This is a genomic window from Deinococcus rhizophilus (assembly GCF_030271215.1).
Taxonomy (GTDB): Bacteria; Deinococcota; Deinococci; order Deinococcales; family Deinococcaceae; genus Deinococcus; species Deinococcus rhizophilus.
In genome coordinates this window covers 1-18,225 of the sequence record NZ_JASNGB010000044.1, presented here as the reverse complement: position 1 = coordinate 18,225, position 18,225 = coordinate 1, and the positions used below count along the sequence as shown (strand labels likewise).

General features: G+C 67.2%; 13 protein-coding genes. 2 read left to right on the top strand and 11 right to left on the bottom strand.

The annotated features are described in order from the left end of the window. Positions 1-24: 24 nt before the first annotated feature. From QOL99_RS06950 to QOL99_RS06930, 5 genes are all read right to left on the bottom strand, one after another. Positions 25-1,293, bottom strand: coding sequence for an AAA family ATPase (locus QOL99_RS06950; RefSeq protein WP_285522519.1), 1,269 nt, complete (start codon positions 1,291-1,293; stop codon positions 25-27). Continuing rightward, on the bottom strand, positions 1,293-1,661 hold the full coding sequence (locus QOL99_RS06945) for a hypothetical protein (protein ID WP_285522517.1): 369 nt from the start codon (positions 1,659-1,661) through the stop codon (positions 1,293-1,295). Before QOL99_RS06945 ends, QOL99_RS06950 begins: the two co-directional genes overlap by 1 nt. 121 nt (positions 1,662-1,782) lie before the next feature. After that, positions 1,783-4,806: a Tn3 family transposase gene (locus QOL99_RS06940; RefSeq protein ID WP_285522516.1), complete on the bottom strand. Its 3,024-nt coding sequence runs from the start codon at positions 4,804-4,806 to the stop codon at positions 1,783-1,785. A 5-nt stretch (positions 4,807-4,811) separates the two neighbouring features. Then, entirely contained in the window at positions 4,812-5,369 is a 558-nt protein-coding gene (locus tag QOL99_RS06935; RefSeq protein ID WP_285522515.1) for a recombinase family protein, read from the bottom strand. A gap of 229 nt (positions 5,370-5,598) precedes the next feature. Next, a complete protein-coding gene (locus QOL99_RS06930) occupies positions 5,599-6,804 on the bottom strand; it encodes an alpha/beta hydrolase (protein WP_285522514.1) in 1,206 nt (401 codons plus the stop codon). A 622-nt stretch (positions 6,805-7,426) separates the two neighbouring features. Here QOL99_RS06930 and QOL99_RS06925 point away from each other — a divergent pair. Continuing rightward, positions 7,427-10,141 carry an ATP-binding protein gene (locus QOL99_RS06925; protein ID WP_285522513.1) on the top strand — a complete coding sequence of 905 codons (2,715 nt, stop codon included), beginning with the start codon at positions 7,427-7,429 and terminating at the stop codon, positions 10,139-10,141. Between the two features lie 492 nt (positions 10,142-10,633). Here the strand turns inward: QOL99_RS06925 and QOL99_RS06920 are convergent, their stop codons facing one another. From QOL99_RS06920 to QOL99_RS06905, 4 genes are all read right to left on the bottom strand, one after another. Next, positions 10,634-11,425: a hypothetical protein gene (locus QOL99_RS06920; protein WP_285522512.1), complete on the bottom strand. Its 792-nt coding sequence runs from the start codon at positions 11,423-11,425 to the stop codon at positions 10,634-10,636. 248 nt (positions 11,426-11,673) lie between these two features. After that, a complete protein-coding gene (locus QOL99_RS06915) occupies positions 11,674-11,997 on the bottom strand; it encodes a hypothetical protein (RefSeq protein ID WP_285522511.1) in 324 nt (107 codons plus the stop codon). A 223-nt stretch (positions 11,998-12,220) separates the two neighbouring features. Next, complete coding sequence (locus QOL99_RS06910; protein WP_285522510.1) at positions 12,221-13,165, bottom strand: TRM11 family methyltransferase; 945 nt, start codon at positions 13,163-13,165, stop codon at positions 12,221-12,223. 10 nt (positions 13,166-13,175) lie between these two features. Then, entirely contained in the window at positions 13,176-13,871 is a 696-nt protein-coding gene (locus QOL99_RS06905) for a hypothetical protein (protein ID WP_285522509.1), read from the bottom strand. A 416-nt stretch (positions 13,872-14,287) separates the two neighbouring features. On the opposite strand from QOL99_RS06905, the gene QOL99_RS06900 reads away from it, so the two are divergent. Next, positions 14,288-16,681, top strand: coding sequence for a hypothetical protein (locus tag QOL99_RS06900; RefSeq protein ID WP_285522508.1), 2,394 nt, complete (start codon positions 14,288-14,290; stop codon positions 16,679-16,681). 96 nt (positions 16,682-16,777) lie between these two features. Here QOL99_RS06900 and QOL99_RS06895 read toward each other — a convergent pair whose 3' ends face one another. Then, positions 16,778-17,752 (bottom strand): tyrosine-type recombinase/integrase, encoded by a 975-nt coding sequence (locus QOL99_RS06895; protein ID WP_285522507.1) that lies wholly within the window; start codon positions 17,750-17,752, stop codon positions 16,778-16,780. Positions 17,753-17,887: 135 nt separating this feature from the next. Then, a partial coding sequence (locus tag QOL99_RS06890; RefSeq protein WP_285522506.1) for a hypothetical protein occupies positions 17,888-18,225 on the bottom strand: 338 nt, incomplete at its 5' end.

Sequence of the window (18,225 nt, the reverse complement as noted above, 5' to 3'; positions counted from 1 at the left end):
ACCCATGCCTTCCCAAACATCTTTTTATGTCAAATGCTCTAGGGCGTGCGGGCGTCCCGTGGCCTGGATACTTTGTGCGTGCCGCTGCGCCGTGCGAGTCACGATCCCCGGCATGAACGCGTAGCGCAGGGTGTTGCCGGGCACCACGCGCAGACCTCCGAGGACCTCGCTGCTCGTCCAGCGGGCGTCGGCGGTGACGAGGGTGTAGTTGCCCTCCCCACACAGCGCCTCGGCGAGCAGCGTGGCGAGCAAGGTCTTGCCCACGCCCGGCGCGCCGCTGAGCAGCAGCGGCCGGTAGCGCTCGAGGGTCTTACGGGCGACCTCCACGACTTGGGGATTCACCGCCATGCGCTCCGGCAGGGTGAGCCAGGGATCGGCTGGGGGAGGTGGTGGGGCCACCGCCTCGGGTTCCGGTTCCGGCGGACGTGGTGCGGCCTCCGGCTGGGAAGCAGGAGCGCGCGGGCGGGGCGGTGGAGTCGGCTGAGGCTTGGGTCTGGGCACAGGGGGGGGCGGTGTGGTGGTGAGGCGGCCCAGCAGCTGCTCGGCGGAGGCGGGCGGCGTGGGTGGAGGCTGGCCGTCCACGACCGCGAAGGGGGCTGCCGGGACGCCAGTGAGGGCGTGCAGCACGAGCGCCCTCATTCCGCTGCCTCCCAGCACCGGGAGAGGTGCGCCGTTCTCCCGCAGGCCCGCCCGCCGCACCGCGTGGAGCCGCGTGCTCCCACCGGTCTGTTCAAGGCGCAGGTCGTAGACGTTGACGGCCTTCACCTTGGTGACCCGCCGGTCCCGCTGCCGGGTCACCACCTGCGCTTCAAGAACCCGCACCGTCTCCCCCGGGGGAACAGCGCGGTAGGCGCTCACTGCCGGACTCTCGCTGCGGATGGCCGCCCGCAGCTGCCGCTGGACTTCCGTCACCAGGGTGCGGGGGACCCCGCTGTACATGACGAGCGGCTGGCCGTCCACGTCCCCGGCGAGGCCCAGCTGATGAAGCCACAGGTCGCCCCGGGGAGACGCGCCGTGCACCTCGCCCACCAGCAGCTGGGGGTGCGCTGCGCCCAGCGCCAGGGCACGGGTCGCGGTATCCGGCCAGTCGAACGCCAGGTCCAGCGTGGCCGTCGTCTGGGCTCCCTGGGGAAGGGGCAGGGCCTGCAGGCCGGAGAGCAGGTTCCCGTTCACGTCCTTGATCCAATCGCCGCCCAGCAGGGCGCGGTCCAGGGCGGCCTGTTCCTCCCCGGACAGGCGGGTGAGGGTGTCGTAGAGGATCTTGTGTTGTGCGAAGGCATTGACCGAATGCATCAGGAGACTCCAGGAAGGTTCAGGGCGCGGAAAGCGGCCGTGAGGGTGCCGGGGGGATCCAGCGGGTGACAGCGCAGGCGCAGCAGCCGGGCGCGCGCCCCCGGGAGGGGCTCTTCCCGGAAGGGTTCATGGGGCGGCGCGGGCCACAGGACGACGCCGGTCGCCGCGTGCGCGAGTCCCATGTAGGTCAGCAGCTGCCGGTTGACCTCGCGGGCCTGCTCGGTGGGCAGCCGGTCCAGGGGGCGGTACTTCACGTCCGCGACCAGGGCGTCCCCGGTCGCGAAGACCGCAAGCAGGTCCGGCATCAGGTGCTGCTGGCTCTGCCCGACGCCGCGGAAGCCCAGCCGCGGGTTGAGCGTGACGGTCACGCCCGGTCCACGGAAGGTGCCGACATACAGGCCCTGGCCATTTTGCTCGAAGGTGCCGTCCGTGGCCCCCAGGACGGGGTCACCTGAGAGCCGGAACAGCGGATTACTCTAGCAACCCGGATCACAACTCGATCTGTTCCAGGTAAGCCTCCAGGGTGTTCGGATCACGCAGGCGTCGGAGCTGGCCCTGGGCAATCTCTTCCGGCAGGGTAAAATCGTATTTCCCGAGCATGTTCACATGCTCGTGCAGCAGGGGCGTCAGGCGGGCCACATCCTCCTCCAGCACGGGTTCGCCAGCCTGTCGCAGCTCCGTCAGGGCCACATCCAGGTAGCGGGTGTTCCAGAGCACGATGGCATTCACGACCAGGCCGAGGGCACCCAGTTGATCCTCCATGCCTTCCCGGTACCGCTGGCGGAGTTCCCCCTTGTGTCCGTGGAAGACCACTCGCGCCACGCTGTGGCGCTGCTCGCCGCGGTTGAGCTGCCGTAGGATGCGCGCCCGGTACGCCTTGTCATGGACATAGTTCAGCAGGTACAGGGTCTTCTCTATTCTCCCCAGTTCGGCCACGGCGCGGCCCAGGCTGGACAGGCTTCCCCCACGTTGTAACGTCCGCATCACGCTGGTCGCCCCCACCTTGCCGAGCTTCAGTGACCCAGCGAGCCTGAGCATGTCCTCCCAGTGAGCGGCGATCAGCCGCTCATTCAGAGTGTGGCGGCCCAGGTCATTCAGCGCTCCGTAATCCGCTTCCCGGTCAAGTCGCCAGAAGCGCTGATCCGGGAGGTCGGCCAGCCTCGGGCTGAATTTGTACCCCAGCAGGGCGAACAAGCCGAACACCACGTCACTGTAGCCGTGAGTGTCGGCCATGATCTCCCTGGGATTGAGGCGGGTCTGCTGTTCCAGCAGGCCCGCCAGGATGTACAGCGAGTCGCGCAGCGTCCCCGGAATCACGATCCCGTGAAAGCCCGTGAACTGGTCACTGGTGAAGTTGTAGTAGGTCACGCCGCGCTGGGCACCGAAATACTTGCTGTTCCAACCGGCGTGAATGGTGCGAACCGGGACGACGAACCGCAGTCCGTCGGCGGAGGCCACCTCCCCGCCGCCCCACGCCCGCGCGAGGGGCAGGTCATCCTGCGCGTTCACCAGCCGTGCATTCGCGGCGGTGATCGTGTCAGCCCGCACGTAGTTCTGCCCCACCCACGACAGCCTGGACAGGGTCAGGGCCGGAACGTCCGGCCTCGCCACGGCTTTCAGGCCGATGTTACAGGCCTGAGCGAGCAGGACGGCGCAGACGCTCAGCGGCAGGTCGCTCACCCGGGATTTACCGTCGGCGACATGGGTGAATGCGTCGGCCAGTCCGGTGAAGGCGTGGACTTCCATCAGCAACTCGGCCAAGTCGATTACGGGTAACCGCGCCGCGACCTGCGCCCGCAGCTTTGTGAGGCTCGGTGGGTCGTCCAGCACTTCTGGTGCGGTCAACCTCAGTTGAGGTTGACCGTCCTGCACTGTGAGCGTCAGCGACTGGTTCTGGGCAAGGTGCTGCTCCACCTCGCGGTAGGCACTGTCCAGCTCCAGCCGCCACATGTCCAGTTCCCCACGCACCTCCAGTGAGCGGTTCAGCGCGCGGCAGACGTCGTCCCGCACGTCTTCCCAGGCGGTGCCCTGCAAGAGTTCTGCCCTGGGGTCACCGTGGCGTTCGCTGCGCTCCACGAAGACTTCCCGGCGTTTCAGAGCCTGCCCCAAGCGGTCGAGGGCACAGAGCGTGTATGCCTGGTGGTCCACCTCGTCCTTTTGCGGAAAGACCCGGCGTTCCCACGGTTTGGTGACGAAGTCCCTGGGGGCGGCCGTCCACTTCGGCTTGCCGCCTCCCGGTTCGTCCATGCGCTTCAGGAAGCCCAGGGCGTCCAGCAGGGGTTTAGCGCCTGCCGTGCCGCTGAGCGGCACGGTGAGCAGGAAACTCCGCAGGAAGCGCCGCACCGTGGCGTAGGCACCGCTCAGGGCCTCCGGAGCCGGATCGTCGTCCGGGCTGGCGAGTTCCTGTACGGTCAGGGTGGCCGCCCGCAAGGAAGCTTCCCCGAGACGCTCGAAGGCCAGTGAGCGCACCTGCTCCGGTGGAACGTCCGGGTCGAGGAGCACCGCCACCGCTTCCCGGAGCAGCAACGCGGCCTGGTCGAGGTCTTGCAGGGAACGCAGGCGTTCCCGCCTGCGGTTGGCCTCGCCCCGCAGGGCCAGGTCGTTCATAACGCTGCCGAACATATCCAGCACGTCATCGGTGGCCGTACGCTCCAGATGTTGCACGAAGACCAGGAGGGTCGCCAGGCGGCGATCCTCCCCCAGTCGCTCGATCAGTTGTGCCCGCACGGTCAGGGCGTGGCGTACCAGGACCGCCTGCCGGGACTCCGGCACGTCACTCAGGTCAACGGTGCCGACGCCGACGGCCCGAATCTGCTCAATGCGGTGAATGGCCTGATAGAGCGCCGACGTGCTGATGTGCGTCGGCGGGGTTCGCAGCCTTTCCAGCGGCGTCTGCCAGTCGTTTTCCGGCAAGACCAGCAGGGCGCCCAGCGCGGCTTTCTGGGCCGGATTGAGGCGCTGGCTGAGTCCCTCGAAAGTGCGAGCGGTGAACCGCTCGCGGACCCGGGCGATCAGGCGGGCCAGCACCGTGACTCCGGGCAGCACGATGCGCTGCTCGATCAGGCGGGCAGTCGCCAGATCGAAGAGGACACTTGGGCGGCTGGCGCTCAGCACGAGCTGGGCGTAGATCCAGCGGGTCAGGCGGAAGGCCTGGAAGCCGTCGAAGTCGCGGTAATCCAGCGCCGCGATGATGGCCTGACGGTGACTGTGGCGGGTCGCGGCGCGAAGGGCGTAGTTCCTGAACTCGCCCGGCTCGATCCGCAACTGCTGGGCGAGGTGCGTCACGACCACCGAGGGCGTGTCCAAGGGGTTTTGCAGGAAAGTGCCCAGAAACCGCAGCGTGCCGAGTTGCACCGCGAACCCGAGTTCATTCTCGGGGCGTCGGCGCTCGGTGACGAGGCGCAAGTCCGCTTCGCTCAGGAAGAAGAACTGGGTGAGCTGTTCAGGCGTGGGATCACCCTGGTAGCGCCCATAGCGTGCCGCCTGCTCATCGGTCAGGAATTCGACGGGCATGGCCGTCAGGTCTCTCGTTGTAACAGGCGGCTGACGGTGCTGGGATGCACGCCGAACAGGCGGGCGCACTGCGCCGCCGTGTGCCGCCCGGACCCCACCGACTCACGGATTTCCTGCTCCTGCCTCGCGGTCAGTTTGCGCCTGCGCCCACCGGTGCGCCCTTCGAGGCGGGCCTGTTCGAGGCCCGCTTTGGTGCGTTCCCGGATCATGGCCCGCTCGAACTCGGCGAAGGCCCCGACCATCTGCATCATCATCCGGCCCGCGGGCGTGGTGGTGTCGATGGCCTCGGTGAGGCTGCGGAAGCCTGCCCCAGCGGCCTCGATCTTTTCCATCAGGTGGAGCAGGTCTTTCAGGCTGCGGCTGAGCCGGTCCAGCTTCCAGACGACCACCACGTCTCCTGCGCGGAGCTGGTCGAGCATCTTGTGGAGTTCTGGGCGATCCCAGCGGCCACCGGAGGCGTGTTCGGTAAACACGCGCGCCACCTCGGCGTCCTTGAGCGCGCGGAGCTGCGCGGCGGTGTCCTGATCCTGGGCTTTGCTGACACGGGCGTAACCGATGTGCATGGGGCCTCCTGGGGTTGCTTGAACCTATTGCCATTGCCCGAGGCTGTGCAACAGGGTTTTGCAACGCGAGGAAGCTCTTTCATTCAGGGCATCACGGCCAGTGCGGAAACGAACGTTTCCGCACCCTTGGCGTCGAGTCAGGATCGATCTGTGCCGTGACCCTAGAAGGAAGCGTGCAGGGCATTCAAAACGCCTATTCCTGCTGCGCTACGTCTCGCATTCAGACGTGCTAGTCCGCCAGCACCCGCTGAACGAAGCGGGTCAAGGCCTGCTCGTACCTCTCGGGTTCCATGTTCCAGGGCCGGACGTGTTCGGCTCCTTCTACCCGGTGATACTCCACGATGTCGGGGCGGGCGTGGGCGAAGCGCTCCACATGCGCCACCGGCACGGTCCGGTCCGCGCTGCCGTGAAAGAGCAGCATGGGCGTCTGGAAGCGGTCCATCACGCTCAGGTGATCGACCGCGTCGAAGTCCTGTCCACTTTTGAGGACCGTCAGCTGCTCGACCAAGCGCGCGAAGGGCCGCATGTAATACCGCCGGGCGAAGTGACGGATCAGCGAACGCCACTCCAGCGGCGGGGAATCCAGCACCACCCCGGAGATCAAGGGGGCCAACGCGCTGTACCGCAAGAAGGCCAGGGTGATGCCGCCTCCCATGCTGAACCCCATCAGCAGCAACCGCCGCGCGCCCTGGACCTGGGCAAAGCGCACGGCGGCTTCCAGGTCCTCCCATTCCTCGGCGCTGAGCCGGTAGACCCCCTGGGGCGTCCTGGGCGCGCCGTGGGCGTTGCGGTAGGTGATGGTCAGGCTGGACAGGCCCAGCCGGGCAAAAGCGGGCAGGATACGCAGGGCGTCTTGCCGCAGCCCCTTGTAGCCGTGGGTCACGATCACCCAGTCGGTGCCCGCCACTTCTCCATCAGGGCCGCCCGGCACCAGCCAGGCGGGCATCGGGCCGTGTTCGGCGGGCACCAGAACGTCCTGGTACTTGAGGCCCCGCGACGCGGGCGTGCCCAGCCCCACCGTGCTGGGGCGGACCTCCTGGCCCACCGCCAGCGCCGCTTCCTGCCACTGCACCGCGCGGGTGACGGTGCGGCGGGTCTGCGCCAGCACCGGGCCGAGCTGGGCAAAGGCCTGTCGGCCTGCCGGGCCGTCCCATTCCAGCCCCAGCACGCCGGGCCGGGTGGTGGCCGGGTTGCGGGTCAGGGTCAGCCGGGGAGCTTGCGCCTGTGCAGTCCGGGCGTCGAGGTCCGGGGCTTGTTGATCGCCCTGGAGTCCCAGAACACGGGTCGCCGGAATCCGTCTGCGGACCGGGGGTGCCCAGACCAGCGCGTCCGCGAAATACCACCCCACGCTCAGGACGACAGTGCCGATCATGCCGAACAGCAGCAGGATCAGGGTCAGGGGACGCGGCATAGACGAGACGAGGGGCAGCTTCACCCTGAAAATGCTGCCACCTCTGCCGCACAGCAGACAAGAGGGCTTCAGGCAGGAAAGAAGGTGGTCAGGGAGACTCCCACCTGCGGGGGCGCCGCGCCTGCCCACGAGCGCCCGGCCAGATGTCCCCCCAGGAGTCCCTCCACGCTCCGCCCCTGCTGGTCATTTTTAACATCGTCCTTACCACGGCCTCCCCTCTTGAGCGTCCTGTGGAAACAACGCCGGGCCAGAGCTGGCGCGCGTGCGGAGTCTCCGCCCCACGGGAGCAGCGGTCCGGGAGATCCGGTTGTGCGTCTCACCAGCCCGGCTAGGGCGGTGTCACCGTGCGTCGGAGCAGCGCTGCTGTCGAGGTGGCGGGGAGGCATTGGCCCACAGGTTCTGGCTCACACGGTCGGCGGCCCGCAGGAAAAGTGCTCTTTGTTCTCTCTGCAAGGTTTTCCCTGGGAAAGACTCGTCCGAGTGGGCTTGGTGAACCCTGCATGCCGCGCTGCCGAAGCCACGCCTCCACGTTGATCTTGACGTCTTCCTCATCGAGGTGGGAGAAGTGGGATGACCCCGATCTGAAGATGCCCGGACCTGCTAAAAACCGGGCATGCGCACCCCGGAAGGCGGCCCTGCACCCCCCGTGAACGGGACGCTCTTCGACGGTGGGGGCGAGATGGGTGCCCGGATGCAGGCGTTCGACTGGGCCAGCACCCCGCTTGGGTCACCCGAAACCTGGCCTGCACCGCTGCGGACCTACGTCAGGCTGATGCTCGTTTCCCAGCAACCCATGTATCTCGGCTGGACCCACGAGCTGATCGCCCTGTACAACGACGCCTATCGCCCGGTCCTGGGGGCTGACAAGCATCCAGGAGCGCTGGGGTGCCGGACCGCCGACATCTTCGGGGATGACGGCTACCCCAGCCTCAAGCCCTACTTTGACGCCGTGCTGGAGCGTGGCGAGAGCGTCGCCTTCGTGGATCTTCTGGTCCCCCTGGCTCGCCACGGCTACCTGGAAGAGTGCTACTTCGACGTCGGTTATACCCCGGTCCACGGCGAGATTCAGGTCGAAGGAATGCTTGCCACGGTCAACGAGACCACCGAGCGGGTCCTCGGGGCGCGCCGCACCAAGATCCTCGCGGGCCTCACGGCTCATCTCCTGGGCGCAACGGAAGCGTCCCAGGTCGTCGCAGCAGTGATGCAGAGCACGCAGGACCACCCCCATGACCTGCCCTTCGCCATGCTGTACCTGCCGAGTGCCGATGGTGGTTTGGCCCTGTCGGCCTCGGCGGGGCTGAATGAGGCGCAGACCACGCTGCTGAACACGCCCCCCGAAGCCTGGACGCCGTTGGGGGAGGCCCAGGTGGTGCCCAGTCCTCCCCTCACCGTCCGGCCCTGGCCGGAACCCGTAACCCGGATGGTCCGGCTCCCGCTCGCCAATCCGAATGAGGTCTCTCCCCTGGGTCTGCTGGTGATTGGCCTCAATCCCCGCAAACACCTTGACGACCCCTACCGAGATTTCCTCCAGCTTCTCAGCGGTCAGGTGGCGAGCGCCCTGCACAGCGCCCGGCTCACCGAAACCCTACGGGAGCAGAATGCCGAACTCGAGGCGCGCACGAAGATGCTCGAGGCGTTCAGTGACCTGACCCAGGACCTGAGCGTGCTGAGCGACCCCCTGGGGCTGGTTCGTCAGACGCAGGAGGTGGTGCTGAAGCTGCTTGCGGACGGCTTCTCGCAGTATTACGAGCCTGAAGGTGAGCTGTGGGTCATCCGGTCGCAGGTGGGCCAGACCAACACCCCCGAACTCCAGGCCCAGGTGGGCGCGGGCCTGGCCTTTGAGGCGACCCCGAATCTGCTGATTCCGTGGCGCAGCGGGGAGGCCTACTACCAGGAGGTCTACGACCACGCCGCCGACCAGCTCACGGGCAGTGGAGCGTACCCGGGGGCCACGGTGACCCTGCCCATCTCAGTGGGGGGGCAACCGCGTGGGGTGCTGGGCTTCGCTCTCCTTCGCGGGCGGCAGTGGTCGCGTGCCGACCGGGCACTCCTTGAAACGGTGATGGGCAGCTTGAATCTCGCCCTGGAACGCGCCGAACAGGCCAGCGCCCTGCGGGCACAGAAGGCCGAGGCCGAAAGCCGCAATCAGGCCCTGGAAGCTTTCGCGCAGCTGTCGCGCGATCTGGTGTCCGAAACAGACCGGTACACCCTGATTCAGCGTGCCCAGGAAATTGTGCTCAAGTTGCTGCCGTCCGGGTACGCCGTGTACTACGAACTCGAAGACGGCCTGTGGCGGATGAGAGCGCAGGTAGGCGATCTGGGCCACCCGGCGCTGCAAGCCCTGGTCGAGGCGGGCCTGCCGCAAGACCGCCCCACCTTGGCTCTCCCATTCACGACGGGGCAGCCGTTCTACCAGGACGTGTACGCTCAGGGCGCGGATACCCCGCTGGAGGTGGTGCAGCATATTCAGGCGGTCGTGACACTGCCCCTGTTCGTCCAGGGAACACCCATCGGCATCTTTGGGATTGGTCTGTTTCGTCAGCGGGCCTGGACCGGGACCGACAAGGCGGTGCTGGAGACGACCCTGCGGAGCCTAACCCTGGCGCTGGAGCGGGCTGAGCATATTCAGCAGTTGACCTCGCAACGGGATACGCTGGACGTCCGCACCCAGGCATTGGGTGACGCCAATGAGGAACTTGAAGCCTTTGCGTACAGCGTGTCGCACGACCTGCGGACCCCCGTGCGGCACATCGCGGGGTTCAACACCCTGTTGCGGACCTCATTGGGGGATCAGCTCAGCGAGAAGTCGGTCCGCTACCTCGCGGTGATTGATCAGGCGGCACAGCGCATGAATACCCTGATTGACGCGATGCTCGACCTGTCCCGCACCTCACGGCAACCCTTGCATCTCAGGCTGGTGGATCTGGGCACCCTGGTGACGGATGTCCAGGCGGAACTGGCACCGGAGGTATGGACGCCGCATAGCACCTGGAGAATTGCCCCGTTGCCGCTGGTGATGGGGGATCAGGACCTGTTGCGGCAGGTCCTGGCGAATCTGCTGTCCAACGCACTGAAGTACACCCGCAAGAACAGTCAGGCCGTGATTGAAGTCTGGGCGGAGGAACGTCCAGACGCCTGGGCCATCTGTGTGCGGGACAATGGGGTGGGCTTCGACCCGCGCTACGCGGACAAGCTGTTCGGGGTGTTCCAGCGCCTGCACCGCGCCGACGAGTTCGAGGGGACCGGCGTGGGCCTGGCCAACGTCCGGCGGATCGTCACCCGGCATGGCGGCACGGTGTTCGCGCAGGGCACGCTGGGAGGTGGGGCGACCTTCGGGTTCACGCTGCCCCGGAGAGCCTGAGCAGTCACTTCACCCGGTTCAGGTTGTCACGGTCAAGCGGTCCAGCGTAGTCCTGCTGGCGCATGTTTGATCCTGGTTGCTTCCCGCTGGGGGCGGTGTGCTGCTCCGTAAAGGACGCCGTGGCCTTCAACTCTTGATCAAGTGTCACATTGCGGACCACCAGCAGAGCACGTTCGTTGCCCATTGGCGTGAGCCGCCGCCCCAGAACTGAAGGGGCGTCACTCCCCAGGGGGGCTCGATGACAAAGGCCCGAGAGCGCTGCGTACCCTGCAAGGTCAGGCGCAGGTACAGCATCACCAGCCCGGCGGTGTCGTGCGGCCACACCTGATACACACTTCGGCCCACCGAACTGCGATCCAGCGGAAATGGTTGTTTTTGAGTCCGTTCCGTTTGTGCGGAGGACACGTATTTTCCGCACCACGAAACCCTATTGCGAAGCTTGACTTGGTGGCATTGGCTTGCACAATATCTGCGAAATTGTAGTCTTGGTTACTAAAGTAATCCGCTGTTCCTTTGCTCAGTTGACCCCAGGACCTGCAGCACACTGACCTGGGCCCACACTTCGTACAGGTCCGGCATGCGGACGTGACCCAGGGGCAGATCGGTGGCCTGGCGGCGTAGGCGGCCGAGCCGGTTGAGCAGCGCCCGCGCGGCCCGCGAGGTGGGCCCTTGCTTGGCCGGGCCGGTCCGGTCCGGCTCCGGAAGTCCTCCCAGGGCGGCCCGCGCCCGCGTCGCCAGATCCTCGCCGCCCTGGAGCCCCCCAGCACTCGCCGCCACGGCGGCCCACAGTTCCCTGAGGGAGCGCAGGCCCTCCGGCCGGGTGAGGTGCGGCAGGTCGCGGGCCACGTGGTCCGGAAAGCCCCCCCGGCTCCAGTGGTCCAGGGTGAGGGGCCAGTCCACTCGGTCTGGCACACCTCCGCCCCGCACGACGCGCCGCTCCGCGCCCTGGGTCCAGCGCGGCGCGCGGTGCCAGGCCCGGGTCAGCCGCCACGCCCCAAGCGCTGCCTCCTCCACGTCCGCGAGCTGGAGGGGCTGGCTCTGAAGCCCCTCGGTCACCGGAACAAGGTGTGTCGGATAGCCCAGCTGGGCGGTGAGGTCGGGCAAGCGGTCCACCATCCGGCGCAGGGCGGCGAAGGCCGCGTCCGGTTCTGGCGCGAGCTTGGAGGGGAAAACGTGGACTGTCTCGTCGATCACTCCGTCCGTGCTCGTGAAGTGCAGCCGTCCGACCCAGTCGTGGACGTTGACGCTCACCTCTGTGGCGCTCCAGACCTCGATAAACGGCATGGTCTGGACGTTGCCAGCCCGAGGAACAAGGTGGCCACCGACCAGCAGCAGACCTCCCGGACGGGGCGCTGGGAGGGTAACGCAGGTGTGTTCCGCCGTGAAGGTGGGATAGGTGGGTCGTGGAGAGGAGAGCGGCAACTCGGTGAGCCTAACGGATGGACCAGCGGTTCGCAGCCGGATCTGCGGCGGGTGCAGGAGACGGACGAGCCAGCACAGAACCGCTGTGCTGGCTCGCCCGTGCCGAACGCTCAGGCCTGGGCTTCCCAGCTCCCCAGGAGGGCCATCAGAGCGGTTGTGGCCTCAAGGAGACCGTCGAGACCGATCTCGTGATCCTCGATGAGGGCGATCATGGCGTCGTCCCGGACAATGTCAAAGCCCTCCTCCCGCAGGAGCCGCTCGACTTCAGGCAGCTGCTCCTCGCGCAGGCCGAGCCCGCCGCGGTAGGACGGCAGCGTGCCGAGGGCGCGCACACTGCCCGGCAACTCCTCCTGCATGGGGTGCTCGAGCCAACTGGAGTCCTCCACCTGATCCTCGACGATGTTGTCGTACGTGAGGACGACCTCGTCGGTCATCGGGCGCGGAACGTAGCCTTCGGACGGGGCTTCGTCTTCCTCCGTCTCGGCACGAGATTCTCGGCCATTTGTGCGCCGAACCAGTCTTTGAGCTGCCCTATCGTGAACGGCTCGCCGAACATCAGGACGTTCGCGGCGATCGCGCGCAGGAGCGCGGGTCCGGAGGCCGCGTAGTCGTTCCGTTCAGGACTCCGTAGACGAGCTTGCGTGACGTCATGGCGTCTCACTCCTTTGTGGGGCGTGCGATGAAAAAGTGCCAGTCCTCGGTCCCGTCCCGGCTCACGGCAAGCCGGTAGCCGACCGGCGTCAGGCCGCGCTCGCCCAGCGCCAGCTCGAACGGTGCCAGGAACACGTGGCTGTCCCGCGGCGGGCGGGCGATCAGCACCACCACGCCTTCCGGCTTCAGCACTTTCCGAGACGCCTGCAGGAACCCTACGATAGCGTCGAGATAGGCCGCGTAATGCTCGGAAAGCGGCGCGCTCACAAGCGCCTCTGTCGTCTTGGCCCAGCTCTCGAAGGTCGGGGGGTGCAGGACCAGGGCATCGGCGGACCCTTCCGGGACATGCTGCAGAAGGTCCACCACATCCGTTCGCACAACGTCGGTGCTGGAGGGCCGCAGGTCACCGCCCCAGGCGTGGCGCCCGGTGGCGCGCGCCGCACGGACGATCTCACCGCTGCCGGCCAGGGGGTCGACCACGAACCCGCCCGGGGGACAGACGACCTCGATCAGCGCCTCGGCGACCGAAGGAGCCAGCCCCTCTCGCCGGCGCAGTAGGGGACTGCTGTCGAAGAGCCACACCCTCTGGTTCGCCCAGCGGGGGCGGCGCGACTGCCCGAAAAGCCGATCCACGGCGCCGCGCCAGTCGGTTTCGGTCAGCGCGGCGACCAGGGCGGCCCGGTCCAGCGAGCGCAGGGGGATGCGGCGCGCCGGGTAGCCCCGGCGCAGCAGTTCACGCACCTCCTCAGGATGGTCGACCACATACAGCAGGTGGCGCTCCACGTAGGCCCGGCCCCACCCGTTCTCGTCCACCCAGGCATGGAAGGCCTCCGGGTCGCGCCTCGCTCGCCGGCGCACCGCGTCTACCACCGCCCGCTCACCGCTCTCTCCTGCCCACAGGCGAGCCTGGGCCAGGAAGGCCTGATAGCTTTGCCAGAACGTCTGGGCCACTGCCGTGCCCTCAGGCCGCACGGATGCCGCGAACCGGCACCATCACCGAATAGCCCAGGCCGAGGAAACGCACCTCGATGCGGGGAGGCTCGGGAGCCCGCGGACTCCGCCGCAGATGCAGGCGATGGACTTCGCCCTCCCGTAGAGGCGGGAGGGTGGTCCGGCCCGCGTACCACTGCGGACCGATGCCCACCAGACCGTAGGCCGTGACCTCCGCACCCTCCAGGACGACGCCGCGGCGCTCCTCGAGGTAAGTGCCGAAGCTCTCCACCGGGTGTGCCCGCCCAACCGACACCCGGCCAAAGGCGCGGGACGTCAGGGCGGCCCAGGCGGGCTCGGCGGCGGCCGTGGTGATCACGTCGAGAGCAATGTTCTGCCGGGCCAGCGAGGACACGAGCAGTTCGAGCTCGAGCCGGGACGGAGGGACATGGTCCCACATCAGCAGCATCCTCGTGGGGCCACGCCGCACTGCGTCCGCCAGCAGGGTGCCGGCCAGCGACACCGCACGCAGCAGGTCGACCGGGCGGCGGGCGTGGTCCTCCGTGCGCCCGGTCAGGTCACGGTGCAGCTGACCTGAAGTCGAGATCAGGGCGACCGGGTGCGGCACGTGGACGGCGGCGTCCCGCAGCGGCGCGAGTTCGTCTTGCGCCGTGACGACCGCCAGGTTCAGTTGCCCCGGCCGGAGCGGGGTCGTAGCCGGCGCCAAGTCCAGTCGTACCACCTGTGGGCTTTCCAGGGTCATCGTCAGCTGTGGTTGGAATTTCTGTTGCAGTGGCATCGGTAACCTCCACCGGTAAGGTACTTCGCCCGCCTTTTTCCGTCGGACGGAAAACCGAAAGCCTGGACTACAGTGGAGGTATGGACACGGACGCCATGGCATGGTTCCTGGGCGCGTTCACCGAGGTCGACGGTATCTCGCGGCCCGGCACGGGACCGGCGCACGTCACGAAGAGTTTGGGGTCCTGCTGACCCGCGCGGAGAAGGGCGACTGCGCCACTGGAGACACGTCCACTGCGAATGGCTGGGGGATTAGGCCACCAGAGCTTTCGAGAACAGGCAGGACACGGCACACGAATATGCGGCCTCCACACAGCATGAATGGCTGACAATGGACTGGACCATATGACCACTCCCGGTTCTCTCGAGCGCCATAACCTCGCCGCCCATCCGGAGTTCGGAGCGGTGCTGGAAAAGGTCGCCTCGGAACTGCGGCCGGACTTGCCGCCTTCGCATGTCCCCGCCTTTTTCCGGACTCGTGGGAGGCGGCACGATTTCCTGCTCGATCCCGGGAACTTCAGCGTCGTCGACGCCGGCCAGCCCACGACTGCACTCGGCTGCGTCGTTTGCGGCGTGGGGTCGCGCCGCCAGTACGCCTTTTACGTGCGTTGCGCCGACGGGTCTGTGCAGGGCCCAGTGGGCAGCAGCTGCATCTTCGAACATGTCCTGGACGTGCATAAGGCCCGGGGGTACGGCAACAGCCTTCGGGGCCTGTTGCGTGACTTGCCCTATTATCGTCAGCACCGCTCGTGGTTGGAGGACTCGCAGCTGGACTATGACGCTTACTTGCGCCGCGCGGCCCTGGCCTACCTCACTGATGCCCGTCTCCGCACCCAGGCACAGCTCACCCGGGCACAGCAGCTGGCTCTGGAACGGTCGCGTGCCGCCGGGCAACCGTTGCCCCCTCCGCTCTACGCCACCCTGCTGCAACGGGGACAGGACCTCGACCGGCGCTCGCCCCCAGCCCCGCCGCCGGCTCCCACAGAGCCGGACTTGCCTCTGCCCGCCGACTTACGCAGGCGCGTACAGGCCCGCCAGGACGAGGTGTTGGGGGACCTGCCGGCCTTCACCCGCGCGTTCGTGCTCCGGGCTCTGGGGGACGGCAAATTGCCGGTCGCGCCATACCTGCGGCGCATGGTTGAGGAGGCCGTGCAGAGCGCCGAGCGGCACGCGGAGGGGCGGGAGCGGCAGTCCAGGGCGGCGAAACCGCAGCGTGCCACTTCGGCCAAGACCACGCCCAGGGACCGGCCCACCGCTCTGCCACGGGAGGTCCGCGACCGCTGGGAGGAAGTGCAGCGGTTCCTGTCCCCCGACGTCGCCGACCGCGTATGGACCGCCTTGCGGTTCGCGGACGACCCCCTGACTGCCGACGATCGCCGGGAACTCGACCGGGCTATGCGCGAGGCGAACGAGGAGCGGGGGCGGCGATGGGCGGGCCATGCCCGGAGAATCTGGTCGGCGGCGGACCATCACTTGGATGGAGATCTGCTGCGGACGGCCCTCGAGCGGGCCAACCGCGGTCCGCTGATCGCCGCGCTCAAGAGCGGCCGGCCTCTGGACGTCAAGATCCTCCGGACGCTGCAGGAACTCACCCAGCCCCTGCTCAACCCTCAGCCGGAGCCGGCGCTGCGCCGCTCGGACACCTTCTTACACCTGGTTCGCGCCCTCGCCGTTCAGCACCGGATCGAGACGACCGTCGCGAAGACGAGCCATGCGATGTCGTGGCTCGGCGCGCTGGGCGAGCCCTATGCCGATTTCCTGCGGGGCCACGCCGTGGACGTGACTGCCGTGGTGAGAATCCTCCGGCAGCACCGGTCTCGCCGGGACGTGGGCACTCTGGTGTTGCCGCCCCGGGTGATCGCCGAGCTGCGGGAGCGGTGGCCGACGGTGCAGACTCAGCTCTCGCCGACGGTCCGGGGGCTGCTCGCACCACCGCTGGATCCCCAGCACGCGGCCTCCCTCGCCACCTTCGAAGAGGTCCTGTACGCCCTGGCCCAGCCGCTGTCGGCACCTCTCCCTGCTGGCACGCCCCAGCGAACTGTGCGTCCCACTCCACCGCCCAAGCCCATGCCGCCGACCCCCAAGCCGCCCGAGCAGCGACCGATTCCGCTGGAGTTGCTGGCCCTTGTTCGGCGCCACCCGCAGATGCTGTCCAGGCTCAGCCCAAAGCTGCGGCCGATCCTAGAGGCGGCCGTGCGGGACGGCACCCGGCTGACTCCCGGCCTGCTGCAACTGCTAGAGCTCACCGCTCGAGAGTTCACGCGCGAACGGACCTGGCCAGCCTTTGTTGCGGCCCTCGTGCAGGAGGCAGATCGGCAGGGCCGAGCGGCCCTTGCCCGTGATCTCGTGGATAGGGACCTCGCTGCCTTCTGGCGGCACGGCCTTGCCGCCGTGTTCGAGAGTTACCGGCGCGGCATTGACCCGAACGAGGCGATTGTCCGGCACGCGGTCCAGTTGCTCGAACAGGAGCGCGTATTGAAGGAGGCGGCCAGCCGCCCTGTACCCACGGCACCTGCGGTGCCCGACGACCAGCGCAATGCACGCCATTTCCTCGCTACCCTCGCACGTCAGGCCGAGCGGTTGGGGCAAGAGGAGACGGCCCGCAAGCTCGTCGACCCGGCGCTGGAAGCGAGGTGGCTCGCACTGCTGCCCGCAGGCTGGCGCAGCTATCGGCAAGACGGGGTCGTGGGTGCTGCTACCGTCAAGGCCGCGCTGGAACGGGCTCAGGGTCTGCCCTGAGCCACGCTCCAGCGCGGCGCGTCTGTGCTTCGTGTGCCGCAAGAGGCCAGAGGCCGGTTGAAAATTCTCAGGTGTATTGGGCTGCTCCTTCCTGGCCTACCAGTCGCGGTTAACCGCTTTGTCCTGTGCCCTGGCGTAGTGGATGTAGACCTCGGTCGTCGCAGCTTGGCTGTGGCCCAGGAAATCCCGGGTGTCCAGCAGGTCGCGGCTTTCGGTATAGGCACGCGTCCCAGCGGTGCGGCGCAGGCCATGCACCTTGCGTTTCTCCCAGGGAACGCCAGCCCGGACGCACATCCGGCGCACGATGTCCTGAACCCGGTCCGTAGAGTTGGCAACGAGGACGAGCGGGTGGGGGAGATGCGCTGTCTGGTCGAACCAGCGCCGAAGGGCGGCCTCTGCTCGGCGCGACAGGACGACCTCCCGCGTTTTGGCCCCTTTCCCTTGGACCAATACTGTAGGCGGGTCGAGGTGCAGGTGAACGTCTCTCCGGCGCAGGCTCGCGATCTCCGCATTCCGTAGGCCACAGTCCGCACCCAGGGTGATGACCACTGCGCCCTCAGCGTCCGCGACCGCCAGCAGCCGCTCAACCTCCTCCAGGGTGTACGGCTTGCCCTTGAGTAGGGGAGACCGTGGATCCTGGGTGGGCCGGGTGAGCTTGAAGGGATCGTCTTCGCGGATGCCCGACCAGTGCAGGGTTTCGTAAAGGGCACGACAGGCCGCGAGATAGCCGCCAACCGACGCTTTGACCATCCCCTGACCCTCGAGGTGGCGCAGGAAGCCGTGGCCCGCATCTGGGTGAGGCCGGGTCAGTGAGACGCCATGTTCGTCGGCCCAGGTCCAATAAGCTCGCAAACACGCTTTGTACTTGCGAAGGGTGGCCGGACTGATCTTGGTCCCACGGCGACCGTGAAGCACCAGGTAGGAGCGCACCAGCTCCCAAAGGCCTTCGAGATCATGCTCTTGAACGGCCCGCAGCACCAACCGCTTGCGGTCGTTGAGGTCCATGGTGGCCACACGCTGGGCGGTCCCCACCAGATCAAGTTTGGCGACCATGATCTCGAAGTTGGTCATGGTCCACTTTAGCTTGGTTTTCTAGACAGGTGCCAGGGAAGCTTATACAACCTTCCGTCATCTCTGGGTGGCAGAACCGGAGACACAAAATCGATCTTTCAGCGCTATACAAGCCTGCTTCGTAGTGGCCTCCATTCATAACTTTCGCAGGCGGTCAGAATCTGCATTTGGGGTACGCGCTTGGGTCATCTCCTCAAGGACTGTCGCCGCCCATTCCGGTGCCGTTTCAAGGAAGGTGCCCAGGGCCTGATGGAGTTGCTTCAGAGCTTCCAGCCCCTGGCTCAGGTCAGCTGTTGATGTAGGCCGTGGGATAGGGCTATTTTCCTCGCTTCCCGTCTCCAAGAGGTCATCCAGGGACAGAGCCCCTGCCGCCCGTTGGTCGTCGTACAGATGCGTGTAGACCTTCAGAGTAAAGCTGGCGTCGGCATGCCCTAGAGCATTTGACATAAAAAGATGTTTGGGAAGGCATGGGT